Annotated in this window: 22 protein-coding genes; 7 read left to right on the forward strand and 15 right to left on the reverse strand. The window is 54.3% G+C overall.

The features are described from left to right. Position 1: 1 nt before the first annotated feature. Positions 2 to 751 carry a HEAT repeat domain-containing protein gene (locus PPN31114_RS01295; RefSeq protein ID WP_150677700.1) on the forward strand — a complete coding sequence of 250 codons (750 nt, stop codon included), beginning with the start codon at positions 2 to 4 and terminating at the stop codon, positions 749 to 751. 88 nt (positions 752 to 839) lie between these two features. Here the strand turns inward: PPN31114_RS01295 and PPN31114_RS01300 are convergent, their stop codons facing one another. Next, positions 840 to 1580, reverse strand: coding sequence for an SOS response-associated peptidase family protein (locus PPN31114_RS01300; protein ID WP_150677701.1), 741 nt, complete (start codon positions 1578 to 1580; stop codon positions 840 to 842). Positions 1581 to 1656: 76 nt separating this feature from the next. On the opposite strand from PPN31114_RS01300, the gene PPN31114_RS01305 reads away from it, so the two are divergent. Both PPN31114_RS01305 and PPN31114_RS01310 read left to right on the forward strand, forming a co-directional pair. After that, positions 1657 to 2778 (forward strand): P63C domain-containing protein, encoded by a 1122-nt coding sequence (locus tag PPN31114_RS01305; RefSeq protein ID WP_150677702.1) that lies wholly within the window; start codon positions 1657 to 1659, stop codon positions 2776 to 2778. 38 nt (positions 2779 to 2816) lie between these two features. Further along, positions 2817 to 3446, forward strand: a complete 630-nt coding sequence (locus PPN31114_RS01310; protein WP_150677703.1) for an SOS response-associated peptidase — start codon at positions 2817 to 2819, stop codon at positions 3444 to 3446. A 165-nt stretch (positions 3447 to 3611) separates the two neighbouring features. Here PPN31114_RS01310 and PPN31114_RS26285 read toward each other — a convergent pair whose 3' ends face one another. The 3 genes from PPN31114_RS26285 to PPN31114_RS01325 form a co-directional block, all read right to left on the reverse strand. Continuing rightward, entirely contained in the window at positions 3612 to 3947 is a 336-nt protein-coding gene (locus PPN31114_RS26285) for a hypothetical protein (RefSeq protein WP_217426904.1), read from the reverse strand. Positions 3948 to 4312: 365 nt separating this feature from the next. Beyond that, positions 4313 to 4723, reverse strand: coding sequence for a hypothetical protein (locus PPN31114_RS01320; protein WP_150677705.1), 411 nt, complete (start codon positions 4721 to 4723; stop codon positions 4313 to 4315). A gap of 538 nt (positions 4724 to 5261) precedes the next feature. Continuing rightward, positions 5262 to 7943, reverse strand: a complete 2682-nt coding sequence (locus tag PPN31114_RS01325; RefSeq protein ID WP_150677706.1) for an autotransporter family protein — start codon at positions 7941 to 7943, stop codon at positions 5262 to 5264. A gap of 490 nt (positions 7944 to 8433) precedes the next feature. Here PPN31114_RS01325 and PPN31114_RS01330 point away from each other — a divergent pair, with 490 nt between their 5' ends. The 4 genes from PPN31114_RS01330 (at position 8434) to PPN31114_RS01345 (ending at position 11861) form a co-directional block, all read left to right on the forward strand. Then, positions 8434 to 9438 (forward strand): tyrosine-type recombinase/integrase, encoded by a 1005-nt coding sequence (locus tag PPN31114_RS01330; RefSeq protein ID WP_150677707.1) that lies wholly within the window; start codon positions 8434 to 8436, stop codon positions 9436 to 9438. Between the two features lie 309 nt (positions 9439 to 9747). Next, positions 9748 to 9939: a BrnA antitoxin family protein gene (locus PPN31114_RS01335; RefSeq protein ID WP_150677708.1), complete on the forward strand. Its 192-nt coding sequence runs from the start codon at positions 9748 to 9750 to the stop codon at positions 9937 to 9939. A gap of 39 nt (positions 9940 to 9978) precedes the next feature. After that, complete coding sequence (locus PPN31114_RS01340) at positions 9979 to 11121, forward strand: DNA cytosine methyltransferase (RefSeq protein ID WP_246182355.1); 1143 nt, start codon at positions 9979 to 9981, stop codon at positions 11119 to 11121. Positions 11122 to 11129: 8 nt separating this feature from the next. Continuing rightward, positions 11130 to 11861: a GIY-YIG nuclease family protein gene (locus PPN31114_RS01345; protein WP_150677709.1), complete on the forward strand. Its 732-nt coding sequence runs from the start codon at positions 11130 to 11132 to the stop codon at positions 11859 to 11861. 51 nt (positions 11862 to 11912) lie between these two features. Here the strand turns inward: PPN31114_RS01345 and PPN31114_RS01350 are convergent, their stop codons facing one another. The 11 genes from PPN31114_RS01350 to PPN31114_RS01400 all read right to left on the reverse strand — a co-directional run bounded on the left by PPN31114_RS01350 (position 11913) and on the right by PPN31114_RS01400 (position 26355). Further along, positions 11913 to 12320 (reverse strand): hypothetical protein, encoded by a 408-nt coding sequence (locus PPN31114_RS01350; RefSeq protein ID WP_150677710.1) that lies wholly within the window; start codon positions 12318 to 12320, stop codon positions 11913 to 11915. A gap of 1 nt (position 12321) precedes the next feature. Then, positions 12322 to 13101 carry a rolling circle replication-associated protein gene (locus tag PPN31114_RS01355; protein WP_150677711.1) on the reverse strand — a complete coding sequence of 260 codons (780 nt, stop codon included), beginning with the start codon at positions 13099 to 13101 and terminating at the stop codon, positions 12322 to 12324. Positions 13102 to 13321: 220 nt separating this feature from the next. After that, positions 13322 to 14944 carry a type II secretion system protein GspD gene (locus PPN31114_RS01360; protein ID WP_150677712.1) on the reverse strand — a complete coding sequence of 541 codons (1623 nt, stop codon included), beginning with the start codon at positions 14942 to 14944 and terminating at the stop codon, positions 13322 to 13324. Continuing rightward, entirely contained in the window at positions 14941 to 16002 is a 1062-nt protein-coding gene (locus PPN31114_RS01365) for a zonular occludens toxin domain-containing protein (RefSeq protein WP_150677713.1), read from the reverse strand. The genes PPN31114_RS01360 and PPN31114_RS01365 overlap by 4 nt, the downstream gene beginning before the upstream one ends. A 3-nt stretch (positions 16003 to 16005) precedes the next feature. Continuing rightward, a complete protein-coding gene (locus PPN31114_RS01370) occupies positions 16006 to 16305 on the reverse strand; it encodes a DUF2523 family protein (protein ID WP_150677714.1) in 300 nt (99 codons plus the stop codon). A 7-nt stretch (positions 16306 to 16312) separates the two neighbouring features. Continuing rightward, positions 16313 to 17866: a hypothetical protein gene (locus tag PPN31114_RS01375; protein ID WP_150677715.1), complete on the reverse strand. Its 1554-nt coding sequence runs from the start codon at positions 17864 to 17866 to the stop codon at positions 16313 to 16315. Between the two features lie 194 nt (positions 17867 to 18060). Next, entirely contained in the window at positions 18061 to 18294 is a 234-nt protein-coding gene (locus tag PPN31114_RS01380) for a hypothetical protein (RefSeq protein WP_150677716.1), read from the reverse strand. 47 nt (positions 18295 to 18341) lie between these two features. After that, positions 18342 to 18650, reverse strand: coding sequence for a hypothetical protein (locus PPN31114_RS01385; RefSeq protein ID WP_150677717.1), 309 nt, complete (start codon positions 18648 to 18650; stop codon positions 18342 to 18344). Between the two features lie 487 nt (positions 18651 to 19137). Continuing rightward, positions 19138 to 19446 carry a cellulose synthase gene (locus PPN31114_RS01390; RefSeq protein ID WP_370865822.1) on the reverse strand — a complete coding sequence of 103 codons (309 nt, stop codon included), beginning with the start codon at positions 19444 to 19446 and terminating at the stop codon, positions 19138 to 19140. 1392 nt (positions 19447 to 20838) lie between these two features. After that, positions 20839 to 22974 (reverse strand): Z1 domain-containing protein, encoded by a 2136-nt coding sequence (locus PPN31114_RS01395; RefSeq protein WP_150677718.1) that lies wholly within the window; start codon positions 22972 to 22974, stop codon positions 20839 to 20841. A 198-nt stretch (positions 22975 to 23172) separates the two neighbouring features. Next, positions 23173 to 26355 (reverse strand): UvrD-helicase domain-containing protein, encoded by a 3183-nt coding sequence (locus PPN31114_RS01400; RefSeq protein ID WP_150677719.1) that lies wholly within the window; start codon positions 26353 to 26355, stop codon positions 23173 to 23175. Between the last annotated feature and the right edge of the window lie 278 nt (positions 26356 to 26633).

Genomic DNA, 26633 nt, shown 5'->3' on the forward strand with positions numbered 1-26633 from the left:
AGTGAGAAAAGAGCAGACCATCGACACCGGGGCCTTGTTGGATGACAATTTGGCTTATAGAGTCAGACACCAGTTCATCTGGCCGACTGTTCTAATTTCAACTACGTCCTTGCGGGGTATGGTGATGCGGCAGGAACTCGTTGATCTAATCCAACGGATTGCAGTGCGTGAGCCGTTGGTCAACTCGGACGATTCAATCTCTTGGCACGCTCTTCGCGAAGCGGAAAAACTCGACGACGAATCGCTAGTTGTAGAGATCGATGCATATCTGGCTCAGAAGCCTAGAAAGGAACAGCGCTCTGCTGCCTACTTCATTATCGGCAAGATCGGAAAGAACTGTTCAAGTGAAAAGTGTGCATCTCTCCTCATTGAATATTCATCCAAAGAGCATGATAAGTACGCACTGGCGGGCATACTTGACCGACTCGCTGATATTCCGAAGCCTGAAAGCGTCGACGTAACGCCACTGTTTCAGCACCTCAATGATGCTCGTTGGCTCGTAAGGCGTTCTGCAATAGGCTCGCTAGCGGGCTGTCACAGGGCCGAGGTGGAAGATAGGTTGCTTGATATTCTGGCGACCACATTAGATCCCTATGATGCAGCCTGTTGCCACTCCACTCTCAACAAAATTGGCACGCGTAAGTCTATCCCTTCGCTTGAGAAAAACCTAAAGTCCAGAAAACGTGACGTGAAGCTTTCGGCTCGTTACGCGATAGCGGCTATTGAGGCGCGTGAGGCCGGTCGGTCCTAAGTGCTGGCCTCTATGGTCGTCGATCGAAACCTGCCGCATTCGCTCACCAGGCGCGCACAAAGTTGCTTTTGCGCTCACACGTGAGCGGTTATCGCTTTCCCTTCGGCTTTTCCCACCACTCGTCAGCGTTGTACCCATGTACGCGCTCGCCCATCTTCGGTGCCCGCAGCAGTAGGGCGGGGCCGTCCATATCCGGGTTCATCGCATGCTGCGTGACCCGCGACCATTCGAACGCATTCCCCATCATTGTCCGGCTGGCGAGCGTGGTTCGCTCGTGCGGCGTTAGCCCCGGGTCCATCCAGAACCGCGCAAGTGAGCCGGGCATCGTGACCGGTACCCGCGGCGCAAGCTCTGCCAGTTTGCCGGGGGCTGGTGCGACGAGCACTGAAAAGCCGTCGACGGCAGACCAGTGAACCGGCGCACCCAGTGCGAGCAGGAACACTGGCTCGCCATCGCGCGGCCGGACGTGCCATGCTTCCCTTTCTGTCCCTCTGTTGCGAACGATCGTCCAGCCGCAAGCGCACACCAGATACCGATGGTGCAGCCACGCCTCGCTGAAATACGGCTTGTCCATGGCCGTCTCGACCTGGGCGAACGGCTGCGGGCCATATCGCTTACCTATGTCATTGTCGGGCGCAAAACCCCAGCGGGCGCCGTTGATACTCAGGCCGCTTTCTGGCCGCCGCATAGCCAAAGCACACAGTTCACCGGGAACATGGTTGTAGCTGGCCGTCGTATCGCCCTGAAAGCGCCGGTCTACCTCATCAACCTCACCGAGTGCGCGAGCGTAATCCACGCGGCCTCGCGCGCGGATGATGCGGATGTCCATGGCGATCTCCCCTGTAGTGCACTTTCGGGGAGGTAAACTATCACAAAATACTGTACAAAAACACAGTAAAAAATGATTGTATAAAGATTATTGCAAGCATAAAGAGAAATTCTTCTTGCAAATTTTGATCTCGCTGCAAATAATGCAAGCACTTTCTAACAAGGAGCTTGCGGTGACGAGCGAATCGAAGAATGCGCCGAAGAACAATGGCAAAAGCGCCGGCGGCAACGCCCGCGCGAAGGCGTTGACCAGTTCTCAGCGAACGGAAATTGCAAAGAAAGCCGCAGCAGCACGACACAAGGCACCTGCGTCGCCCGTTGCTACGCATAAGGGCATGCTGAAGATTGGTGAAACGGAGATTCCGTGTTTCGTGCTGGATGACGGCCGTCGCGTAATTTCCGGCCGGGGCCTTACCGCTGCAATTGGCATGAAGGGACGTGGCCAAGGTGTTGGCCGAATTCGGGCAATGAAGGCCGTAAACTCCTACGAAAACAATGGTTTACTCCTGGCCATCTCTGAGCCAATCAAATTCACTGGTGGGAGTCCCCGAGTAGGGGAAACCAGTGACGGATTCGAAGCAGCGGTTCTTCAGGATCTTTGCGAGGCATTGCTCCAAAGTCGCGACCTTGGTCTCTTGGTCACCGAACATGAAAAGCGCTATGCGCAGTTTGCGGATACGCTGATTCGGGCCTTTGCGCGAGTGGGTATCGTTGCCCTTGTCGATGAGGCGACGGGCTATCAGTCCGAACGCCCCCAAGATGCGCTTCAGGCGTATCTCGAAAAGCTCATCCAAAAGGACCTTGCAGTGTGGGTCAAGAAATTTCCGGACGAGTTCTACGAGAACATTTACAAACTTCGCGGTTGGGTTTGGCCGGGCATGCAAACAAATCGATACAGCGTTGTGGCGAAGTACACAACTGACTTGATTTATGACCGCATGGCGAATGGCTTGACAAAGGCACTGATTGAGAAGAGCCCAATGAACGATTCGGGTACGAGAACAAACAAACTTCACCAATGGCTGAGTCCGCAGGTTGGTGATCCTATGCTTGCAGCTCATATGCAGTCAGTTCTCACAATTCAGCGATTGTCTATCGCGAATGGTTGGGGGTGGAACAAGTTCCTGAAGATGATGGATCAGGTAATGCCCAAGAAGGGGCAAACGCTTGAAATCCCTTTGGACGTTGATGCCAACTGACACGGCGAAGTAGACACTCCAGGCGTCGGAGCGAACATATGTGCACGAACTACCGCGTACCTGATAGGCAGCTGTTCAGTGATATGTACGGTGTCACTGCTCCTGGGGGTGAATGGCGCGACGAGGTCTACAAGGACTATTTCGCACCGATTATTCGCAGGGACGGTGAGGGGCGGCGCTCGGACTTGGCGTCGTTCGGCATGGTGCCGCGCGAGAAGATCCCGCAGGGCGTGAAGGTGTTCGACACGATGAATGCTCGTGCCGAGACGGTAGGGGAGAAGCGGAGCTTTAGCGGCGCCTGGAAAAAGCAGCAGCTTTGTCTGATCCCGGCGCAGGTTTTCTATGAGCCGGATTACGAGACGGGTAAGGCGGTACGCTGGGCCATTGGCATGGCAAGCGGCGAGCCCTTCGCGATAGCTGGTATTTGGCGAGAGTGGGAAGGCGACGGCGGTCCCAGGCTTTCATTCACGATGCTCACGCTCAACGCGGATCATCACCCGTTGATGAAGCGATTTCACAAGCCGGGGAGCGAGAAGCGTTCGGTCGTGATCGTTCTGCCCGACGAGTACGATGACTGGCTAGGCTCACGAAGCACAGACGAGGCAAGATCGTTCATTGTGTTGCCGGGGTCGGAGTCGCTCTTCTGTGCACCCGCGCCGAAAGCGTAGGATTGCTTGCCAGATTTGACACAAACGTGTCACGGCAAACCCTGAAAGCTTTATGTGGCTGGTCCCCCCGACAGGAATCGAACCTGTGATCAACGTGTCCACAGTCTGCTTTCGACCCAATGCGGCCCTTTACATTTCCCAGGAGCAGACGTTCAGTTGGTCGGATCAAATGACTCGAGGAACGCCCGGTACCCTAGATGATCTCGTTTCTCCTTCGATCAATCGGTCGAGCATCAGTTCGAATTCGTTCGCCAAATGAAGCTGACCTCGCACGACTTGCATATATTCCGCCCGGCTCCTTATAGCCGCGATGGCTGACCGAATTGTGCGCAGAATTTGCTTTGACAAGCAATGTTCGTGCTGAAGTCTTTCAGCTTTCCGCCACAGATGATCTATCAGAGCGCCAAACGCAGCTTGATCGAAGGTATCGGCTTTGAGAAGCCTATCGACAGAGCGGCCGACGAGTTCGTCGAGGGTGGTATCAAAGTCATTCTCGGACATTGGCTTCCTTCGTATCATCGACGGCGAATTGTGAGCGATCCCATGTGTCCCGTCGAGTGACTCATTATGGCCGACTTCAGCCTTTCAAAAAAATCCCTTCGAACTGCATCAAAAATGGAGTAGGCGTGCCGGGGGCCAGAATCCTATAACCAATTAGATCAATAAGATATCTTCAATCGGTGCACGCTTGGTGCACCGATGCGAGAATTTTCACCGAGGGAAATTGGTCTTCTCGGATGACCGATTCCGACCCTGAAAAGACCTTCACCTTTCTCGTTAGCAGTCAGTCGCAAAGATCAATTCGCGTGCTCACTCGGCAGACGCGCGGAGGGGGGGCTTGAACCGACGATAAAGCCTGAAACTCGTCAATAATTCGCCCAAGCCTCTGAGCCGTTGAACGCATACTCTTCTTGTTCGCACATCGCATCTAGAATTGACGGCCATTCGATACGGGGATGGTAGATGTATCGCGGCAAAACGAAGTATCTGGAATGTCTCACGTCGATAATCGTCGTCAGCCTTTCGAATTTCTTTCTCATCCAACTGAAGGCAATTAAGTTCGAACATTCTGACATTGCGAACATGCTGCCCCATGCATAGCCGGGAAACCGGCGCCCGGCTATGGCAGCGACGTGGTATGAATCTCCGTGCGGAAGCTCACCGTCATATCGCAGCGTGATCTCATAGCTGCGATCAGGCGGAATCAGCACGTAATCGCCCATGCCTGCCCAGTGGCAAAGGCTATCCACCGTAAATTGGACCTTGCAAGGTTCCATCAGTCTGCTTTCCGTCGCGAATAAAGCTTGCTCACTCGATTGTCTGCGATTCGTGCAGGTATGTCGAATGGCCGAGAGTGGCCGACAGCCGCCATTACGTACAGAACCGGCACACAAACTGACCGAATGCCAGCATTGTGCCAGCGTATCGCCTGGAAGCCGCATCGAATAAGGATTGTGCTGGGGTTCGAGTCTCGCCTCAAGATACGTCACCAAAACATTGGAGCACTCGATCGATGGACACGGCGCGGTCTATTGTGATGTTGCCCGATACCGCTTCCATGCGCGCGGAGCCACAGCCGAAGCCCGCTACCTGACCTGCGCGCTGCCATTGGATATTAGGCAATCGCCTAATATTCCGCTGTACGAATCAACAGATTGACCCAAACGAAAAAACCCGCACAGCCAATGACTGTGCGGGTTCAATTCTGGTCGGGGCGAGAGGATTTGAACCTCCGACCACCTGCACCCCATGCAGGTACGCTCTCCCGAGTTGTACTGTCGGATGCGGTACACGCCCGAACCAGGTCTTTGTTACTTACCACGTCCAGCGCAGACCGAGCGTGGCGGAAACCGACTGCTGGCGCGTTGCGTCAAGCTGGGTCAGGTAGGCGAGCGTTGCATATACGCTCGCTGCTTTGTTGAAGCGACCGGCGACGCCGACGCCAAACTGGGCGGCGGTGCTATTGGAGTTGGTCACCACCGGGGTATTACCTCCAAACAGAACCCGACCATCGTTTCCGAAGGTGTGGATGAGATTGAATAGCAGGTAAGGGCGGAGCAGCCCGCGCGCACCGTCGTAGTTCGCTTCCAGCCTCGCGCCGATACGCGCAATCAAACTGTTGACGTTGTTGAACGCTACGCTGGAAATTCCATCATTGAAATCGTCAATGCTCTGTCTTTGCCAGATGATCTGTGCCTGTGGTTCGAGCGCCAACGTCTCCGACAGGTGAATCGGCCACCCCGTCTCCAGCGACGCGGCCAGGCCCTTGCCGTTGACGTTCCGATTGAGGCCACTTAGTGGCTTTGCTTGGTACTGCATCGAAGATGCGAGGACTACGGCATCCGTGTACGCCCCCCCTGGCATGGTGTGGGTCCAATAGAGGCCGGCACTGTACATATCCAACGCCAAGGAGCCTGCGTGAGTATCTGGCATGCCGAGCGCGAGACCTTGAACGTCACCCGACGCGCGTGTCCACCCACCGAGAATCCCCACGTGGTCGCCATGACCTGACTCGCTGCGACCTGCAAAGACGTCGTGCCCGATTTGAATGCCGCCAATGTTGCCGTCGAACTGAGGTGTGACATCACCTTTCGTACGCAACTGCTCGGTCTGTCCCCACACCCGAGCCCAGCCATCGGTCAGCCAGCCACGCTCGTCAAGCAATCCCTGCTGACCCTGCCGTTCGTGGAATGTGGCCATTTGGGCAAAACCGGCGGTTCTGCCTAGCTCCGGCATCATCGAGTAGACGGGCACCTCGATCCGATAGATGGGCAGTGGATCTTCGCCCGGCTCCAAGGTGGCGGTCGGCGGTGTGCCGATGCCAGGCGTGGGCGTAAGAATTTCGACCTCCGGCTCTCCGGTGACTGGATCTGTAACGGTCACCTCAACGGGGGCAGCAACCGTCGAGCGGAGATACCAACTGTTCGTGCTGTCGGCCGTCGTTCCACCCTTATACAAGTAATAGGTATAGGCGCCGGCACTCACCGACGAGCCGAGCGCGAAGGCTGACGCGGTCGACGTTGCGCCGCCGACGGCCTGCACCACCGGAATTCCGTTGCCCGTGGTCAAGTTACCGAGCCCGCCAAGATTATTGACGGCAACCGATGTGTTGCCGTTGATCGTGCCTCCGCTCACGGTTAGAGGGGCAACACGCGAACTGTCGTTGCCAAGCACAGAGTCAATTTTCAAGGTGCCGTTCTGCCCGGTGTAGTTGCCGACAATGGTCAGCGTGCCATTGCCGCTGCCGTCCCCCGGATGAACGATGCCCTGGTTCGTGACGTTGCCCGTGAGCGTCCCAGTCCCGGTAAGGGTTGCGCCAGAAGCCACCGTTGTCGTCGCGCCGCCAAGCGTGCCCGTGAGGTTGAACGTCCCGGTCTGCAACTGGGCGTTGTTGAAGTTGCCGCTACCACTCCATGTCCAATTGTCACCTTGAGCGAGCAGGGTGCCAAAATTCACGAATGGGTTGCTGGCGGTGCCTGTACCTTGCAGGATTAGGGTACTCACGGCGCTGGTGCCCCCGTCGGCCGTACCGATGATTTGCGACCCGGTTTGCAGCGTGAGGGTGTTCGATCGTGCGGCGGGGTTCATCGCGATGGCTGTTCCGGCGTTGCTCTGGATCAGGCCGGCATTTGTGATGGAGATGAAGCCGTTGACTGACCTAATACCGGTACCTTGCTGGCTGATGATCTGACCTCCGGCCTGATTGACAACGGTCCCGGTAAAGCTTTGCGCCGTGTTCACTACCACTGCGTCACTGTTGACACCTTGTGCTTCGACGTAGCCGCTATTGGTGAACGTGATGTTATTGCCCTGCATGTATACGGTGAACGAGCGGCCCGATGCAGTGCCCCCCGTGGTAATAAGCGATCCGGTGTTGGTAATCGTGCTTTGACCACCGGTGGCGCTTATCGCACGACTGCTAGATCCGGATGCGCTGATTGTTCCTGTGTTCACGAACGTAGTGAACTGACCGAGGGCAGTAGCCTGCCCCCAGGAGGCCGTCATTCCGTAAGAGTTGGGGCCGGAAAGTGAAATGGTGCCATTGTTCGTAAGCGAGCCATTATTGCCATTCAGGGCCATGGCGTCGTTGTTAGCACCGCTCGTCGTGATGGTGCCGGTCGACGTGTTGATGAGTGTGTTTCTGTCGTTCTGGCCGAGGAGCGCTGCTCCGCGACCTGTCGAGGACGATCCGGAAAGGCTGACACTGCCGGAATTGGAGATGGTGCTGGAAGTGTCGACTGAAATGATCGCGAGGTTCGGCGTGCCGCGTACCAAGGATACGGTGCTCCCGGGTGTCACATTCACCGTAACGTTGGTACTTCCGCTTTGTGCTAGGACCGTGCCACCGGTTCCCGTGCACGTGACCGTCGTGTTGCTTGCCGGATTTGTGTTGTCACATGCCGCGTGGGCAGTGCCAAAGGCACACAGGGAGAGTGCAATAAATATCGATCTTAGGGGATCAGAGAACGGACTGCTTAGGCGTTTCGCAGCATTCATTGAAGCGCTCCCAGGACGACGTTTCTAGACACAGAAAAAATCCCCGTGGGTAGAACTTAAGCGGTTGGCGTACCAATTTCAATTGCCCGATTGAGCTGTTGTGTCCTTGTAACAGATGTCTTGATGATCAAACGAATCGGGTGGACGAGAATCGACCCACATGGAAGTGCAGTCGGAGCGTGTGGGTTCGCCGTTCAACCGGAGTGCGGTACATCGTAGTGCCAGCTTTTTGCCAGCATGCTGGCTGAGAGGGCCGAGTTACAAGGAATTTGCTGGGGTTCGAGTCCCCTTCCTCGCACCAACTCCCCGTTTTGGCATCGGTTTTGTAGGTTCTACTTCTTCCCTGAAATTCGCGCGAAAGACCGTCTGGTAAGGCCCGGCGGGGGCTTTGCGTGAATTCCGATTGTCTTCCCCATCACCCAAAATCTCACCTGTTCACACCTAAAATCGGGGTGGCCTCCCCAATTTTTACCCGAGATTTCCCCACGAAATGGCATCCATTCAGAAGGTGGTGAAGGGCTGGCGCGCCCAGTTGATGGTCAACGGCGAGCGCGACAGCAGGACGTTTGATACAAAGGCAGCCGCGCAGGCGTGGTGTGCGCAGCGGGAGACGGAAATGCGGTCTATTGCTAGCGGGAGTGGCAGTAAGACGCTAACAGTAGGTGACGTTCTCAAAGAGTACGAGCTGAAGGTGAGTCCCACGAAACGCGGGGCTAGATGGGAGAAGCTTCGATTGCCGCTGATTGGCAGCAAAGTGGTCAATGGACGGAAGTTCGCTGATATCAGGCTGGCGGAGCTTCGGCCTAGCCATGTGGCGGCTTGGCGAGATGTTCGGATGCGTGAGGTATCGGGATCGTCGACTTCACGCGAAATGTCGCTGATGTCGCACGCATTTCAGGTGGCTCGGAAGGAGTGGGGCTGGTTGGTGACAGACCCGATGACCGAAGTGAAGCGACCACCGGAGCCTCCCGGGCGGGAGCGGTTGATTTCCACGGAAGAGATCGAAACGCTGCTGGCGAGCATGGGATACGAGGAGGGACTGCCGGTCGAAAAGCCGATGCAGCGAGTCGCCGTTGCATTTCTCTTTGCGATAGAAACCGCCATGCGCTCGAGCGAGATATTGACGCTCACTGTGCAGTCAGTGAATTACAAAGGCAAGTTTGCGCGGCTTCCGATGACGAAGAACGGGACGGCCCGGAGCGTACCGTTGTCGTCGAGGGCTATCGATCTGCTGAGGATGCTGCCGAGCGTACCAAAGGGTGAACCGTTGTTTGCTCTATCGACGTCTAGCCGCGACGCACTGTTCCGGAAGGCGAGGGATCGTGCCGAGATCCCGGACGTGACGTTCCACGACACGCGCCACGAAGCCATCACCCGCCTAGCGAAGAAGTTGCAGCCTCTGGACCTCGCCAGAATGACGGGCCATAGGAACATCTCAGAACTAATGACTTACTACAACGCTACCGCAACAGAGATCGCAGGGCGACTCGGCTAACGCGCGAGGCCCGTCGGTTGGTTGCCGCGCGGTCTCGAGGCAGGGCGTTCGCATGGGAAGAATCTGTATTTTTTGTATCCGCAAAAAACGAGATCGGCCACTTGGAAATGTCGGTACAATTACCACCGGAAACATTGCTACCCGACATCCATGGGGGTATCGCAGTGACAAAATTGACGTGCGCGATCAAATCTTCACCTGTGCGGTGGTGTTCGACCTGGCGGATCAGCATCGTTTGGTAGCGTGATTTTTTTGCGATTTACGGAGGATGCCATTTTGGAAGACTCGGATGGTCGAGAGTCCTTGGGCATGGTTGGCGACATAATCGAGAATCTTCGGATTAGACCGCGCGGACGCCCCAAGGCTAGTTCCCCGAAAGAGCAGATCAATATTCGGCTTTCGCCTGAAGTTCTCGCTTACTTTCGAGAATCAGGTGCTGGATGGCAGACACGAATAGATTTGGCGCTCAAGCAGTTTGTAGAAAGAAATAAACGAGCCTGACGGCAACCGATGGTCAGTTGTAGTTCCTTGGATTTTTGTTTGCTCAGAATTATGCCCACTTATTACGAGTTCTTTGCTGGTGGCGGGATGGCTCGTGCAGGCCTAGGCGATGACTGGACCTGTCTATTTGCCAACGATTTTTCCGAGCAGAAGGCAAGGTCATACAAGGCTAATTGGGGTGGTGAACACCTTGTTGTCGAAGATATTAATAAGCTGACCGCGGATCAGTTGCCGGGTCAGGCCAATTTGGCATGGGCCTCTTTTCCTTGCCAAGATTTGTCGTTGGCGGGGAATGGTGCTGGTTTGAACGGCGATCGCTCGGGGACGTTCTGGGGCTTTTGGAATCTCATTCAAGAGTTGAATTGGCAGGGAAGAAAGCCGTCGGCCATTGTTCTCGAAAACGTTTATGGCGTTCTAACATCGCATGATGGCAAGGATTTTGACGCAATCGCGAGATCCATCGCGGCTGAAGGCTATATCTTCGGCGCAATGGTTGTTGACGCAGTTCAGTTTGTTCCTCAATCGCGGCCGCGCGTATTTATCGTTTGCGTCGACGAGCGACTCACTGTACCTAATGAAGTCGTGTCCAAGCGTGCGCTGCCAAGCTGGTGTCCAGAGAAGCTGATTGGTGCCTACAACGCTTTGCCAAAGAAGGTTAGAAGTAAATGGCGTTGGTGGAAGATGGCCGAGCCGACGTCAGTATTGAAGACTTTAGACGAAATAATCGATTCAGAACCGTCAGGGGTGAAATGGCATAGTCGTGAGGAGACCGACAAGATCCTCGGCATGATGGCACCGACGAATCTTCAGAAGGTCCTGACGGCACAACAGGCCGGTCGAATTCACGTTGGGACGATTTACAAGCGCACGCGCGGAGGTGTTCAACGTGCCGAAGTCCGGTTCGACGGGATTGCAGGTTGTCTCCGAACTCCCAGTGGTGGATCGAGTCGCCAGACAATTATGATCGTTGACGGTCCGCTCGTCCGCACTCGCTTGATTAGTGCTCGTGAAGCGGCACGGTTAATGGGGCTGCCGGAAGAGTATGTGTTGCCTACTAAGTACAACGAAGCGTACCATCTGATTGGTGATGGGGTGGTTGTGCCGGTGGTAGCGCACATTAGCGAAAATGTCCTGCTTCCAATCATGAGTGCGCAGCCACAGGTCCAACTGAACGTTGCCTAGGGGCGTGAATGCCAGATTTGCCAGAACAATTAGAAATACTCGACCAACTTCCGATTCCTAACGATGCTACCTCTGATCTCCCGTTCGAAACGAGTGAGCTTCGGCGGCTGCTCGATTATTTTCTAACTCGCTCTGTTGTCAATCCGCTAACCGGGGCGGAAACGAAGATCGGAAACTTCCAGTGGGGTGTCTATTCTTTCTACGATTACGACGGTGAGCCGATCTACGTTGGTCAAACGAAAGAATCACTACGTGTGCGTATCCGTCGTCATTTGACGAATCAGCGTACGGACGCTGTCGCAATGAATGTTCTTGACCCGTTTGAAGTGCACAAAATTGTTGTGTACCCTCTGCCAGCGTTGGAAGGGAAGGCCGCTTCAGACAGCAACGCGAAGCGATATCTTGATGCGCTGGAGCACATGATCTACTCTCGCGCAATTGAGGCATCGAGGTTCGGTGCAATTCTCAACGAGAAGGAACCTCCGCAACCGACAGTGGACGTCGAAATCCCCTCGTCTTACGAAGGCGTTATTGTTTCCGATGAGGTGAAGAAGATTCGCGAACATCCAGATGTTCGCGTGGCACGCAGGACACAGACAATTTCTAGACTGGCTCAAGTGATTAGCGAGCGGAAGGTGCAAAAGGGACTTAGGCGAGTATTGCTCGTGCAGGCGCAGCGACTGGAGTGGCTTGCCCGCCGAAGGCTTGAAAGTGCGACCGATGTTGGTGGCGAGGATTGATTGTAAAGGGAGCCCCGCAAAGCGGGGCTTCGTCGCATTTCGTATCGTTGATCACTTGTCGGGAGTGAGAATCGGAGGCACCTTTTTGTTAGCATCCCTTGCCTGCGCGCGGCGGATGTTTTGATGAGACTCTGTCCAACGAATGACCTCGATTGCTTTCCAAAGGGGTTGCCCCGTTGCATTGCGTTGGGGGCGGCTCTCATCTGCTTTTGCTTTCGATCTAGTGGATGGTAGCCGGATTGGGGCAGGAAAATCAGAAAGCGTAACGACTCGTTCAAGAACCACTGCCGGTGAGCGTTGCAAGTAAGTTCCGATTGCCTTAGCGTTCCACAGCTGGATCGAAAGCGGCAACGGGGCTGCGATACGCTCTGCAATTGCCTTCGCTAGCTGATCCACGAGGTACAGTGCTTGCGCATCGGCGTCGTTCGGCGTTGAATCTAAATCTACTTTGTTCCCCATTTCAATTCTCCCTAGTTGCCAACCAAAGGCACCCTAGCTCCTGATTCCAGAACACTTGGCAGTAGTCCAATGTTGCGCCAGCAAGCTTGGCCGACTCGAATGCGATCACGATCGCATCTAGCGGATCGTCGTTGAGAAGGTGCGTAATGGAGTAGAGCTCGGGGATTTCGACGCCACGGCTCGTCCAGTAGCGCTTCTCGTTGATGGCGTGCTCCGCGAAGTCTTTGGTGATGTACTTGCTCAGGTAGGAGGCGAGTTTGTGGCGTAGACCCTTCTGCTTGAACGGGTTGCTTACTCGCACATAGCCGTTGTTGTTGCCAATGATCGAAATCCAGATCGAGCGCAACGTTCTGTAGTTCTGTCGGCCCTTGACCGCGATGTGCAGATGCCATGCCCCGCGTTTCTGGCGCTCTGCAACTGCGACGTACTGAAACTCCATCACCTTCCCGAGCCGACGGCGCAGGGCGTCGAAATGACGCCTCAGTCGGTCTTTGTCTTGCATGTTCTCTCGGTAGGTCAGCGTGATCATCCGATCCGCCCCGATGGCCTTACAACGCAATCTGACTTGTTGTTTGGCCCGTTTGGCCGCCACCAATTGGTTATCTTCCGAGTTTTCCGATTCGCCACGTTTGGCTCGCGGCATCAGATGAAGGCCCTGAGCGCCCATGTAGCGGTCGAATCGGGTCGCTGTGACCTCCACTTGACCATCCCCGAAGTTGCGACCTCTGATGACCCACTCACGGCGGAAGGGTGAATAGCCCTCTAAACTCTGTTCCTGCATAGCCACCTCCGGTTATGTATGAGAGCGTAGTCCTTGCCTCGACGGGTAACCCCGTCGGGGCTTTTTTTCTACCGTCGATCAAAGTGTTCCTGTCCTGGCAAAGCGGGGGGCGGTTTGGTACCTGTTTCCTTGATCGCGTACGTTAAGTGTTATTGATATAAATATAGGGGCGCGCTTCGCGCGCCCCGCCGTCCTCGGCCCTCCGGGCGGCGGGGCGTGCTCATCGCGCTTCCTCCAAAACGTCTACACCCCAGGCACTTGCACGCGGCAGCGCGGCACCACGGCCCGACTGTTCGGCAGTGAGTGCAGGTGCGCGGGCCGCCACGCCTTCGATCACCGTTGGCGGTGAGACCCGCTGCTCGGTCGGCGGGGTGGCCTTGTCGGCCGGAACCCGCAGTGGCACTGGCTTGCTGTTGCGCTTCAAGCAGGTATCTGGCGCGCCGACACTCCCGACGCTAGACGCCCCTACGCGCTCAACCTGGAGCACCAGAAGAATTTCGGTACTCGACGCGGTATCGGAGTGCGCATCTAGAAAGCGAGGCAGGAACGAGATGCCAGCGGTGTTGTCGGTCGACTTGTTGGTCGTCAGCCCACCCAATAGGATCACCTCCCCGTTCTGGAGGGTGATTTCGGTACTCACTTCGCGCGTATTGAGCGTTGGGGACGCGTTGACACCTGTTGTGGTCTTCACGAAATCGCTGATCTGCTGTGAGACGTGCAGATCGATTACCGATTCCTTAACCATCGGCCGCAGCTCGAAAATGACGCCTGAAGAGTGATACTCGACGGACTGGACCGGCTCGCCACCTCCCCGTGGATAGGAGACTGATTTCAGCACGGGGACCTTCTGCCCGACGGTAAGCCGTCCGCGGGCGCCTGATCGAATCCGCAGATTAGGGCTGTTGATCACGTGAAAGCGGGCGTCTTTCGACAGGGCCGAGAAAATCGTGTCGACGTTGCTAGTTTTGATGCGCAGCGTGTTCCCGACCACATCGCCAGCAATCGAGACGCTTAGTCCGAGACCTTTCGACAGTAGATCAAGCGCCAACTGGAAGGCCGATCCGCGCTCGTTGCTGCGTGAGACCTCGTACGCCGTGGCGCGTACCGACACTTCACCTATCGGCGTATCCACCTGAGGCAACAGTTCACACAAAGCGATGATTTCCTCGCGAGTGCCTTGGAACAACAGCGTATCGCCTTGGGCGTCGATCAGTGCCGCTGCGGATCCCTCGGGTGCATTCTCCTTGGCCCTGTTGGCTGCGGGCATCGATACTGCCCGGTTCACGGTGAAATGCCCTTGGAAGAGTGGACGGACTAGGCCTGCGAGATATGCGGTATCGCGGAAGAGAGGGCGGTAAACGATCGTCTCTTTGGTCGAGTTGGATGCCAACCCATTCGGATCTAGCTTGAACACGAAATCCACTCCTCGGCGGCGCTCGATGCCGAACCCGAGTGATTCGAGGAGCGTAGTCAGGAATGCTCGAAGATCGCCGGGTTTGCCCTCGTAACGTAGCGACACCAGACGATCATCTTGAAGAACGTCTGGGGCAATGACATAAGGCGTTTTGATCGCTTCACCATAAAGCAAGGACACGAGCTGCGCGACATTGACGAACTGGAAATCGAACTTGCCAGGCTGGAAGGGCAATGCGTTGGTTCGTGTGGATGACTGGTTTTTTTGCCGCGACGAAGTTGGGGGGCTAGGAATATCACGGGACTCGGGCGGGCCGTCGTCGTGCAGTGCCGGTCCAACGTAATCGATGGGGGCAGGGACGATGTAGGGCTCGTTTGCAAATGCTAACGACGAGAGCAGCAGGGTTGCGGTGGGCATGAGCAGCTTCATTTCCAGCCCCCATTTTTCCCGGACGTAGGCTTCTGGCCTGACCAAGTTGTGACGCGCTGCCCGTCTATCTCACCGATGCTCGCAATCCCATTGTTGCGGAAAGCAGATGGTGATTCGACTCGTAATCGACCCGCTGAATCGCTGACCACGACATAGCGTTTTCCGTCGATCAAATACTGCCCGGCGACTCGCCAATCTGAGCTAAATGCTTGTCGAGGTGACTGAGCAGCGGTAGCGTGCTCGGGCTTCTTCGTTGACGACCCTGGACGAGTCGCTACCGTCGGGGGCGATTTCTTCGGCGTATGGGGATGGAAGTACCGCCATAGGAAGGTGCCGACTGTAATCCAACAAACAATGAAACCTGCTGCTGTGAGCCAAAGCTTCGGGCTCTTCAACAGGTTTTGCCGAGTGTCGATGGCCCGCTCATGCCCCTTCTGCCCGGCGTAAGACTGGTACAGCGGGAAGACGGCTTTGTCGTACGTGGTCGTTGACGTCCCGAGGCGTGCGGATTTGATGGTCTTGCCGCCGCCAAACATCTCGATCCGATACCGATTGCGTAGCCCTAGCTCCTTGAGCTTCTTGGTGACGAACGTCACTTCGATGACGGAGCGCAGCTGCCGATGTAGATCCGTAATCGACTGGATCATCAACACAACGTCGCAGGCCAAGCCGCTTTCAGCATGTACGTAGTGACGGTGCATTCGAAAGAAACGCATGTGTTCCGGTTTGATCTTGTGAGACGTCGACCAGAATTCCCATGCCTCATCGATTGCCACCAGATCGCCTGCCTTCACCACTGAGTCGACGTCTGGTCGAGTTTCGTCGGGGAAGAAGTGCTCAGCGAGCACGTCGGCGTTCGCGACCGGGAGTATGGCTCCAAGTGCGTCCCGATCGGCGTTTCTGATGCTGACGCAGTAGTCATGAATGGCATCAGGAGAGATGCCGTCGATATTGGTCACCACACGCCGTCCTGCGAGAACGGCGGGCACGATGACGTTGCTCACAACCTCGTAGCTTTTACCCGAGCCCATTAGCCCTGTGTACGCGTTGATGGCCATGAATTACCCGATTACCGGCAAGCGGCGAATAATGAATCGAGTCGCGATAGCGCTGAGGATCATCGGCATTCCTTCAGACACGGCAAACAGTTCTAGCCAGAACCAGACACCGTCAGGGATCTTGGCGAATGCGTCGTCAAGCGATTTGGCTTCGGGGAAAAGGCGTGCCGACAACAGAAACTCGACGAATTCGGTGGTGATGAACCAGAGCGCGAAGAACGTTCCGAACTTCACCAATAGCGAGCGCAGCACAAAGCCGAGTGCGACGTTCAGTACGCTCGTTAGGATGGAAAAGAGCGGCATGATGACCTCAAGCAGAGAGAATGATCAGAGTCGCGAGCGCAGCAAATGCGGCGAGCATGGCAAGGCGAAGTTCCGGGCCAATGGCGTTCGCGATGTCGCAATAAGCTTCGACGGCAATCACGCTGCCAAAGACTTGCAGTTGTGCGCGCGGACACGCCCCGCCATGAGACGGTGCAGACCATTTCTTGAAGTCATCTAACAGGCCCAAAACGGGCTCAAGAATCATCTTGGCTGTGGGTGCTGACTCCAGCACGGGTGCCGCTACATCGGGTGCCGCACCCAGATCCACTTCAGCTTTTACCGTGTTACCGATGTCGACGATTGGTCGGTTGACGACGTTGACGTCTTGGACCTCGCTTGGATCCAGCTTTGGCTGGGCGATTGGATCCGTCTCCGCATCCGGCTTCTTGTTAGGTCTTATCGATGATGAAATAGGGACGGCTTTTTGTTCGGGAAGCGTGGCAGGTTCCATCACATCGCCGATTTGCGGCGTTGACTTTGGATTCTCTCGAATCCACGGCATCACCTCTGGCGCCGTGACTGGCTCAGTTACGGAGTAGGGGAGCCCTTGGTAATCGACAGATGATGCGGCCCGCTGCCACACTTGATCGACTATCTCGGCAAGCGTTTCGGCACTGAGGGGAATGGTTGAGGCTTCGTCGGCAATTTCGAAAATGGCGCTATCGAGGTTGGGATGCGAGGAAAACGTAGTGGTCCGTCGAGTTCGCTCAAATGCTTCGCGAGTGAGAACGTATTTGGATTCCAGAGGGACGGTTATCCAACTATAGGGAGTGCAACTTGGAGAGCCGGGACAGTTCATGTAATCGTGCCCCCAGTACCGGACGCCGAACTCTTTGAATTCGCCATCAGGACCGAACATCTCAACAATTGTTGGATTTGGGTCCGAGCCATCGTTGTTTCGCAACAGCACGCCAACGAGTTGCACAAACGCATGCATGGATGTTGCGACCACTTCGTAGCCGTGCCACCAGTTCTGCTGGCTCATTCCGGATGAGACGGAAGGTGGACTCGGCAGCGAGGAGCAAATGTACTCCCTATCCCCTACCGGGCAGTTGGGTAACTGGTAGGCGAGATACCCCCGCTCAAGTAGATCGTCGAGCCACTCATCCTCACCGGGAGTCAGGTTCACGTGAAAATTCTCAGACAACACGGGAGGAGGGCCTTGGGGACGGCTCGTTGATATCGTTAGCGTTCCGGCTTCGGTTGCCGTAATCGAGACCTCGGTGTCTCCCAAACGAGCTAGTAGCGCATTACCCGCCCCAAAGATGCCCAAACCGGCCAATATGGTCAGCCAGACGGGCGCACCCATGAGCGATAGTCCAAACCCGGCTCCGGTGGAAACGACGTTGAGTGCGGTGCTGTTCGATGAAATGGTCTCCAAGGTCGCAGCGATTCTCGGATCGTTAGCAGCAAAGCCTCTCTCCCTGGCAACACGCGTTATAAGTCCAGCGATGGCGCGATTCATTGCTAGCTTTGCGACGGGAAGTGCTTGTGGCATTGCGGGCTGCTGTGCGAGCAATGCGAGGAGAAGCGCAGTCATGACCGATCGTTTCATCGTTATCCTCGGAAGCCTTGAATTACCGCCCAGGCGCAAACCATTCCCCACACGAAGAAGGTCAAATTCCAGAGATCTTGGATTGGCATGTCGGCTCCCCTGGAGATGGCTAAGCGCTTGTTGGTGACCACGAGCCGAGCGCACAAAGCATGGGTTCGTGCGCTCGGCAAAACGGGGGATTAACCTCCCTTCAGGACGGAAAGCACGATCTTGGCCCCGCGTAATGTGGCGTACACGGTCGCTAACGTGATGCCGATGGCAAGAATCGCCCCGATGGTGGAATCCAAGCTGACACTCTTCGCCATCTCCGTCACGTCACTCTCTGCACGCGCAAGGAACGGCGCAGTGCCCAGTGCGACACCGCACGCAGCGTGTTTTCCCGCGCAGAAGATTCGTTGCAGGGTTACTTTCATGGGTATTTCCTCCAGTTGATACGCCGGGGAGCGCCCGACACGCTTGGTCAACCACGGCGGATGAAGCCGACGATTGCGCCAACCTGGGCACTCACGAACCAGAGTCCGATCACGGTTGCGAATGCCAATGTCCAGAAACCCGCCATCTGTGGGATGTCGAGCTGTGGGGATGTCATTGACGTCTGAGAGGGGGGAATGCTCACCACGGCAAACTGCTGATCGCCTTCGGGCGGGCACAGTTGGGTGTCAATCGCCGTGGTGGGAGTGCTCAAGTTCGTTGGCTGGCAAATGAGGATGCGGTGGGGTAGGGCGCTCACCGTGAAACCCCATACCGAATGCTGTGCAGAAGCTGCCATGCAAATCTCGAACTCGATGGCTGCGGGACGTCTTGAGCATCACAAATCAGGTCGAGAACGCCGGCCAGCGCTTCTACTGTTTCGTAAAGCAACGGGGCCGATTCGATGGTGCGGGAGAAGCGCGCAACGTCGTCCGAGAACAGGCCCCGTACCTGCGCAATGCAAACACATGTCTCGCCGGGAACGATGAACGTGTGCTCGATGACTCCAGAGGGCGGCGCGGTCATGCTGTCACCGTTGACATAGTCAGTCCGCACGGCAGGAGTTCATCTACCTGTAAATGTGAGGCCGGGGTAGCGCTGGAACTGGTGCGTGATTGAACTCGGGCGGGACAGAAGTCACCGAGTAGCAGAGAAGATCTTTGGTGAAGCATCGCAACCCCCAGTTACTCCAAGGCGAGTGAGCCAGACGGAGTGAAAAAGTGGCGGGGGGCCGGATTTGACGACAGAGCGTCGCCCGTAGATAAGCGACGAGACGTTGGGGATGATTACTTAGCGGGCTTGGTAGGGTCGCCCGCTCGGGCGCTGGGTGCGTAGGGTTGCAACGCTACAATGCGAGGGACAAGCTGGCCGTCAATCGACTGCGCAAAGGCGAACTCCGCGAGGTAGTCGCCTGGCTCGGTGTCTTTGAGCGCTTCAGGAAGCGTGACCGTGCCGACAACGGTCTTCACGCCTTCGCTCGTCGTTTGCGTGAGTGCGCATTGTGCGGTGCGCATGTCGTAGGGACGGCCGGTCTTCATGGAAATGCCTTGGCGTTGAAGGATGTCGAGAATTCTGAGCTTTGGTGTGGCGATCATGGGTTGTCCCGTTGTGAGAGAACGGAAGCCGGTGAATCCAAGCTACCGACGCCTAAGGAATAGGCATGCCTAAATTGTAGGCCTGCATGTCGAGAATGAATTTGGGGACTTTCCGAAATGCGCGAACGTGTCTGCGAACTCATTGAGCATGTCGCTGACGCGGATCGATGCTGGCGGGAAATGGAGGAGTTCACGGGCATCCCGTCCAAGCGATGGCAGAACGTCTCACGCGGTCTGCAACGCCCGACCTCTGAAATGATCGAAGCGATTGGCCGCGTATGGCCTCAGTTTGCGTACTGGTTGGTGACGGGACGCACAGATGAGGCAAGCGGCCACATCTCACCCACCCTGGAGCGCAGGGCTCGGGACTTAAACAAAATCCGGAAGGCTGGGTAGTCGCCGCCAAGGCAAATGCGCGTTGGTGGCAGCGGCGTTAGGTCGCGATAGCGTTTGTTGTTTCTGCTCGATCCCGCCGTTTGGCTTCGAAAGGGCGGGCAGCGCCTACTACGTAGATGTTGACGTTGAGTCAGACGCGTACGTTCTATGCGGTGGTTTCGCGAAGAGCGAGGCGATCAACATACGAACGACTCTCAGCAAAAAATTTTTCAAAAAGGCGGAAGTGGCATCGGGGGGCCAGTCAGGGCAGTGATGTTTACGCGACCAGTGCGTCTGGTTGGATCAGATAATTTAGATCTTCATCGAGGCGTCGGCACAAGTGATGTACCTCGCTCGAAATGTCGGTCATTTGATCGAAGTACGCCTCGTTGAACTGCTCGGGGATCGATGTTGAACGTTGGTTCGCACCAATCATAGAAAGCGCGACCAATCTTTCTGACAGCTCGCTCAGTCTATCGAGCGTGTCTCTTGAGGGAATGGACAGGGAGCAATGTGAAGTCATGCGAAGTTCCTCGTGCTTTACCAGGTTAATCCCGCCGCGGATTGCAGATGAGGGTGGGCGGGCATAGGACCGGGTTAGCAGACCGTAATGGATATGGTTTAACGGCACACCCGAAGGTGTCCCAATCCAAGCCCACCCATTGATGGATGCACGAAGGACGCCGCACACAAAGACCGCAGTGAAGTGCGGCCGTGTGCCCATAAATCCATTTTCAGGCTGCTAAACCTGATCACGCTTGGGGCGTGAAGATGGAAGTCTATGAGCATCCAAAGCGTGCGGCAAGGTCGTGCGTCAACAACTCTACTGTAAGGCTTTGAATTCGGAAGTTTCACACAAATATCTTGGGAAATTCCTATGTTTCGAAGGCTGGGTGCCAACTGTACTGGGCTTTTTGCCGGGAGGTATATAAGTAATTTGCCAAGACGCGCGTCGTGGCGAATATTTTCGCCGCGACGCTAAACTGACAAAAAATATTTTAATTTACGTGCGCGACATTATTCGGCCGTTTTGCCAGCGAAGACGCACGGTTCAACGTTCCCCGGGGCAACTAAAATCGGCCACCAAAATTTTTGTCCCATCCACCCTAATTCCTTGCTCCCTTCTTGTTGGAGCAGAATTAGTGCAGGTTGGCTTCTCGATTTTTCGGAGGCCAATTCGCGTAGTTTGGTCCCGAGTATGGAGCGGCCAGACTTATCGCCCGATTTTTCACGATCTAGTCTTCTACCGGTTTCGGCAAGTATCAGGAGGTCTTCTGTATTTGAGTTTCTAGCGGTCAAGTAGTACTCAATAAGACTGTGCATAGCATCCCAGTCAAACTGGATGTCACCGAACTTCATGGTATCTGCGGTGATGTCAATGATTTTTTGCGCCCGATGCTTGTCGATTGGATGAAAAGTGTCGGTATCACGCCAAGAGGAATCAATGAGTTTGTCAAGTTCGTCTTGAGAGGATTTCATGCCTTTCCCGGTGGCCGTTTGGAAGCCTGTCGGAAGCAAAAGGCCGTTTGGCTTTATGGTGACAACGTTACTTAGAACTATTTTGTTGGGGGCGCATGGTCGGACTCGTCGTTCTCTGTCTGCTTGGATGAAAACAATCCCCTTGTCATGAGCGCCAGTTTCAAAGGCTTCCCGTAATGCGTTCTCGAATCCGTTGATCGTTGATAGCCGATCATAGACGTCGTTAGAAGTATAAAATCTCGTTACCGCAATGTCGGGGCGGGCTCGATTGCCATACATCCGAGAGTGCTGTAGCACCGTGTCAGCTTGCATGGTCTTTGGATTTCTCCCGTAGTAGAAAGAAATAAGATTCGGAATTGTAATCCCGCGATCTAGAATATTACCGCCGACATAGATGTTAAATGGTGTTCTAAGTTTCAACTCCGCTTTATCGTCAAGAAGCGCCATGACATCTTTGTCAGAGTTGACCGTTTCACGCACGACATCGTCACTCTGAAGTGCATCGATAAACATATTGAACGCCGCTTCGCGGTCGGGCATTCTCCCCTTGTCTGCGTGAACCGACGAGGACAAATCTTCATACGCTGCATCGAAGAGTGGGCGTAGGTTCGTCGGCGATGATTCCGCCGAAGAGAGAATTGCTTCAAATATCCAGTCAATAACCTGATCCTGCCAAGCGTGAGCGGCCTTTTGAGTATCATTGTGGATAATCATCGCGTACTTCCGCTTTTTTTCCCCCGCCTGCTGCTGCTGCCAGCGACGAACGCAAACGGCTAATACAAAAGTTATGATTGCCCGTCGAAGTCCGGTGGTATTGGGACTAACCAATGCCGAAGTGGCGCGAATCTTTCTTTGATCTGGTTTTCGGAGTGCGTCCAATTCTTGTACTTGAACTCGTACTATTAAATAGTACCGAGGATCATTTTTGTCGTATCCACCGAAGTAGTCATCTCCACCAACGTATCCTCCGTGAATGGGGAGTAGTTCAGTGAATGCCGGCTTTTTCGGCTTGAATACATAGCCTGTTGAGGCCGTATCTTCGTAGTCTTCGGGCTGTAGATATAGTGAGTAGGGGGTGGCGGTCACTTGCAGAAATGCCACCTTAGTCATCATCTCACGCAACTGATCTATCTGTTCGGCTATTGTTCCTTGCTCCACATCATCTTGCCCTTTCTTCCGCACAAATCTTACGCTCGCTAGATCGGCCTCGTCGTCAATTAACAGAACGCGTCGTTCTTTCAAGGTGGAGTGACTGTCTATAAAATCTATCAGCCTCGACAGATTTTGCGCCTGCTTTTTTGCAACTATAACTATTTTTCGGCTGAGTTCACTTCGCGTTAGCTTTCCAGGCAGTTTCATGATGTCCAGAACAATTAATTCATCCTCCTCGATGAATTCAGTCAGGTCGTGACTAAGCCTGGCGACGGTCTGTGCCGAGAGCGTCTTTGTGCCTTTTGTTAATACTATTGCAATATCAAAATTTCTATCAAATGCTCTCGCAATGGCTCCAACAAAACCTCTGGTTTTTCCTGATTGAATCTTCCCTAACAGCATTCCAGGCCGATCGCTTGTGGTCGATGCCTCCTCAAGTTGATTGACAACGCGCTCAATGCATGCTGCCAATTCGTCGTCATCGCCTCTTTGATTTCGAAGTCTTGCATAGAATGAGTTCATTTTAATCTCGGTAGTACCTTGTGTGGATATTGCTGTCTACTTTTTGTGCGGAAAAACTAGGATTTCTGGGTGCGTAAGTTTATTAAATTTTTAATTGGTTTTTTGCTTATTTTGTTTCGTGTTGGTGAAGGTGATATTTATAAATTTTATTTGTGAATAATTCCGGGGATTGCTGTTCATGTCTGTAAATGATGAAAGTTACGTGGCATCGTATGCGTTCGGCTTAATTTCAAATTGCCGCTCAAAAAATTTTGCGATTTGACCTGCTGCTCCCTGACCGCCGAGGATCATCGCGTGACTGGCTTGAACCTCGGCGAAGGTGACGCTGTCCGTTCCTGCTGCTTCATATGGAACAGAAGTTTTAGAAATACTTACGCGACGCCCGCATTCATCTAGGCCAGCTTTTGTCAGAACCATCGCATTAGGATTGGTGCGCAATTGACGAATATGATTTCGTTTAAGCCATTCTGAGAGCTCGTGTCGTGGGATTAGGAATCCGAGTATCGAATATGCCATCGGCCTACCTACCTCAAGCAGATCTATTCCGTTGACGTTCTGAGCTACAAGAAGCGAAGCAAGTGTGTGCGCACTGAGCTCCCGTTGCGAGAATTTAAGTACTTCACTATGTCGATGGAGTCTCAACTGACCAACGGGTATTGCCTCATTGCCGTGCGCGTTACCGAAATCGAGTACGCGAGGCGCTCGAGCAACTTCGATTACTGCTCGCGAGGAACTAACGTGGCTGTTGTCTCCCGTGTTGTTCTGGATCAAGGACGCAAGTCGTGTATTGAGTTCGGCCCAGGCGGCATTTCCCATAATCCCGTTGCGAGTAATGGGGTTTTCCATTGCGAGATAAAAGGTTTGAAATTCCCGCCACTCTGTCTGCTTTCGGCGGCCGCTTGCGGACCGCGCCTCCGTTCTAACTTGTCCTGTCACGTGTTGGAGGATCTCGTCTTGAACGATTTGACTCAACCCAACAGCTTCTCGCATGCGCAGAAAATCGCGACCGTTAACCGTCCAACTGTCAATGTTGCCAGTCTGGCGTAAGGTAGCCGGGGGCCAGAGGATGCCGGCAAGGTCAGCGGGATGCGCCACGTGCTCTTCCCAGGTGGCGACGTTGAAGAGTTCAACCGCGGCGTCCACAAATCGAGAGGCACTGCCGTGGAAACTGACCACTAGCTCTGTCTTTGCACGCGTTAATGCCACATATAGTTTGAAGAGTTCACGAAACGACTCGTGTTCAGGCAAATCAGGGTGTGGGATCACTTGTCGACTGCAGTTCAGCACAATCATCAGATCAAATTCGAAGCCCTTCGTTTGCTCAAGGTCTGATAGGAAGAGTGACTTTGCCGATAGGTCTGTGTCGCCGGAGAGAGCAGGCAGACCTAAATTAGCCGCAAGGTGCTCCACTGCAGCGTGTGAGTAGCCACACAGTGCAATGCAGACCTTGTGATGGGGAGCGCTCCTAATATTCTCTAACGCATAGGAGTAAGCCATTGCGAGTTCATCAAAGACTGATGTGGCTCGCAAAAGTAGCGGCTTTGCGGATGTAAAGTTCGCGTACTCTGGTTGGAGGATTTCGAAGTCGACCGTCCCGCGGGGTATCGAATTGAAGGTGCGAGTTAGGACCTCGTACGCTGCCGCAAGAATTTGTCGACTATTCCGGTAGTTTTGATTTAACCGAATCCATCGCGCGGGTGGAACATCGATTTCCGCGTCCTTTAGGTTGAGATGTTTCGTGTGAACGGTTTGGGCAGCATCTCCACACAGGAAAAGATCGTTTGTCCCTGGTCGGGTTAGGCGCCGAATAATTCGTAATTCAAGGGTCCCAAGGTCTTGGACTTCGTCGACCAAAACGTGGTCGAACTCGTGTGAAAGGGTGTTAACGTGCGAGTACAGCGCGGTGACTATTCCTACATCGTCAATTGCACCAACTGCCGCCATTTTTCGTTCCGATCCCGCGAGTCCAGATAGCACCATTTCGCGATATCGTCGCTCCAGCGCCACAACCCGGCCGTCTCGTTGCATGTCGAGGTAGGTGGCTCGCTCTTCCGGTGCAAACGCGCTGCGTACATAGTCCAATTCCTGCCTCAAATAGTCTTGAGGTAAGACGTTGCGCGCGAGCAATGTTCGAATTACATCGAACAGGACTTCCGCATCGTGATTGTTTGCCTGGCAGTGAAAATACTCATCCCAGATATCGTCAATATGCTCCGCGGCGGCAAAGGCGTTGCGTTGCACAATACGTTTGCCGTAATAGTCGAGTTTGGCTGGTTCAAGTGCGATGAGCTTCTCTCGACACAACTCGAATACTGACCTCACCGTAAGGTTCTCGGGGCGTAGGGAACCACTTTCAGCATTAACTAGCTCACTGATTAGCTTCGCAAGCGCTTCGTTTAGTGTTAGAACGAGGACTTTTTTATCCGGTGCGCTGCGCGCCAACCGTAACGCACGATGAATGACAACGCATGTCTTTCCGGAGCCCGACACTCCGGCCAGACGAGTCGCTCCAACGTAGTCGTTGTCAATAAATTCTCGCTGTTGCGGATGAAGATAGAGCATCCATTGCTTGAAATCCGCCGTCTTGATGAAATGTTCGAATAGGATTGGATCAATATCCTGGACACGCACGGTCATCTCGCTTGACGCAATTCGACTGGCATCGTCTGCGGTCAAAGTACCGACCGGTTTCACTTGGTCGGTATAGAGGTCGACGCGAGACTTAGCCCCTTGCAGATCGCTGGACCGTAGCTTCAGCAGCACATCAAGGACTGTGTAAGCTAGCTCTGAGTCCGAGATGCCTTCCACAATCTCCTGTACCAAGTCTTCTGAAGTGTGTGACATAACATCACTGATTCGAGATTTTGTACTCGGATCCACATCTTGGAGAAGACGCTCCAAATATCGATCGGGCAACTGTTCGATGACTGGTCCGGTGCTCATCCAATCTACTTCGGATTGAATCAGGCCATCTTTTCCTTCAGCTCGATTCGATACGTAAACAGGTGTAATTTCGAGCCGAGTTCCTTGCTCTCTTGCGACAAAGTCCAGGCCCTTGTTGACGTTTAGCCAGCGGTCCACAGCGTCATGATCACCTGCAAATAGAAAAATGCAGACGTTGCTGCTGTAGGCGGTCACTAGCCGAGAAAAACCGGGAAGGTCAAACTTTCGGCAAAATGCGATGCGATTTTCACCGTTGTTGGTTAGGGGAAGCCCAGTGAAAACACCTTCGAAAGTGGTTTCTCCGGCGTTGGCTTTCCCCCAAGCCTGATAAGCTTTCTCTGCGGCCTTTTGATAGAGTCCCCCTTTGCGGAACAAAGTGCCCAGTGAGTCTGGAAACTCGGGACCTTGGATAAACTCGATCTTATTTTTCGCTTTCATCAACTTGAGAACCCCGTTTCTCGTAGATCTAGCCTTCGGAAGGTAAATTTATTTTTTGTTCCGCTATTTTCCCAAAATTCGAGGTTTACGCAACCTATGTTAACGTAGCACTACAAACATATTTTTGACCGCCCATTATGATTTTCCGCCACTGGATGAGTGCATATATCCGTGTTTTCAAGATTTTAGGTGGGGGGCGGGAGTTCGTTGAGGGAAATTGGGCGACCTGCGAGCAGATATTGGTGAACTCTTGTCAAATTTTGTATGGAACATATTCG

Origin of the sequence: Pandoraea pneumonica, assembly GCF_902459645.1 — a bacterium.
Classification (GTDB): Bacteria; Pseudomonadota; Gammaproteobacteria; order Burkholderiales; family Burkholderiaceae; genus Pandoraea; species Pandoraea pneumonica.

What these genes read in the sequence shown, in the direction of transcription:
- PPN31114_RS26285 (WP_217426904.1), bottom strand. Translation starts at nt 3,947, where the DNA reads ATGTCCGAGAATGACTTTGATACCACCCTCGACGAACTCGTCGGCCGC.
- PPN31114_RS01375 (WP_150677715.1), bottom strand. Translation starts at nt 17,866, where the DNA reads ATGACTGCGCTTCTCCTCGCATTGCTCGCACAGCAGCCCGCAATGCCA.
- PPN31114_RS01300 (WP_150677701.1), bottom strand. Translation starts at nt 1,580, where the DNA reads ATGGACATCCGCATCATCCGCGCGCGAGGCCGCGTGGATTACGCTCGC.
- PPN31114_RS01390 (WP_370865822.1), bottom strand. Translation starts at nt 19,446, where the DNA reads ATGATCGCCACACCAAAGCTCAGAATTCTCGACATCCTTCAACGCCAA.
- PPN31114_RS01360 (WP_150677712.1), bottom strand. Translation starts at nt 14,944, where the DNA reads ATGAAGCTGCTCATGCCCACCGCAACCCTGCTGCTCTCGTCGTTAGCA.
- PPN31114_RS01335 (WP_150677708.1), top strand. Translation starts at nt 9,748, where the DNA reads ATGGTTGGCGACATAATCGAGAATCTTCGGATTAGACCGCGCGGACGC.
- PPN31114_RS01345 (WP_150677709.1), top strand. Translation starts at nt 11,130, where the DNA reads ATGCCAGATTTGCCAGAACAATTAGAAATACTCGACCAACTTCCGATT.
- PPN31114_RS01365 (WP_150677713.1), bottom strand. Translation starts at nt 16,002, where the DNA reads ATGGCCATCAACGCGTACACAGGGCTAATGGGCTCGGGTAAAAGCTAC.
- PPN31114_RS01350 (WP_150677710.1), bottom strand. Translation starts at nt 12,320, where the DNA reads ATGGGGAACAAAGTAGATTTAGATTCAACGCCGAACGACGCCGATGCG.
- PPN31114_RS01385 (WP_150677717.1), bottom strand. Translation starts at nt 18,650, where the DNA reads ATGGCAGCTTCTGCACAGCATTCGGTATGGGGTTTCACGGTGAGCGCC.
- PPN31114_RS01330 (WP_150677707.1), top strand. Translation starts at nt 8,434, where the DNA reads ATGGCATCCATTCAGAAGGTGGTGAAGGGCTGGCGCGCCCAGTTGATG.
- PPN31114_RS01370 (WP_150677714.1), bottom strand. Translation starts at nt 16,305, where the DNA reads ATGCCGCTCTTTTCCATCCTAACGAGCGTACTGAACGTCGCACTCGGC.
- PPN31114_RS01395 (WP_150677718.1), bottom strand. Translation starts at nt 22,974, where the DNA reads ATGAACTCATTCTATGCAAGACTTCGAAATCAAAGAGGCGATGACGAC.
- PPN31114_RS01355 (WP_150677711.1), bottom strand. Translation starts at nt 13,101, where the DNA reads ATGCAGGAACAGAGTTTAGAGGGCTATTCACCCTTCCGCCGTGAGTGG.
- PPN31114_RS01380 (WP_150677716.1), bottom strand. Translation starts at nt 18,294, where the DNA reads ATGAAAGTAACCCTGCAACGAATCTTCTGCGCGGGAAAACACGCTGCG.
- PPN31114_RS01325 (WP_150677706.1), bottom strand. Translation starts at nt 7,943, where the DNA reads ATGAATGCTGCGAAACGCCTAAGCAGTCCGTTCTCTGATCCCCTAAGA.
- PPN31114_RS01400 (WP_150677719.1), bottom strand. Translation starts at nt 26,355, where the DNA reads ATGAAAGCGAAAAATAAGATCGAGTTTATCCAAGGTCCCGAGTTTCCA.
- PPN31114_RS01320 (WP_150677705.1), bottom strand. Translation starts at nt 4,723, where the DNA reads ATGGAACCTTGCAAGGTCCAATTTACGGTGGATAGCCTTTGCCACTGG.
- PPN31114_RS01310 (WP_150677703.1), top strand. Translation starts at nt 2,817, where the DNA reads ATGTGCACGAACTACCGCGTACCTGATAGGCAGCTGTTCAGTGATATG.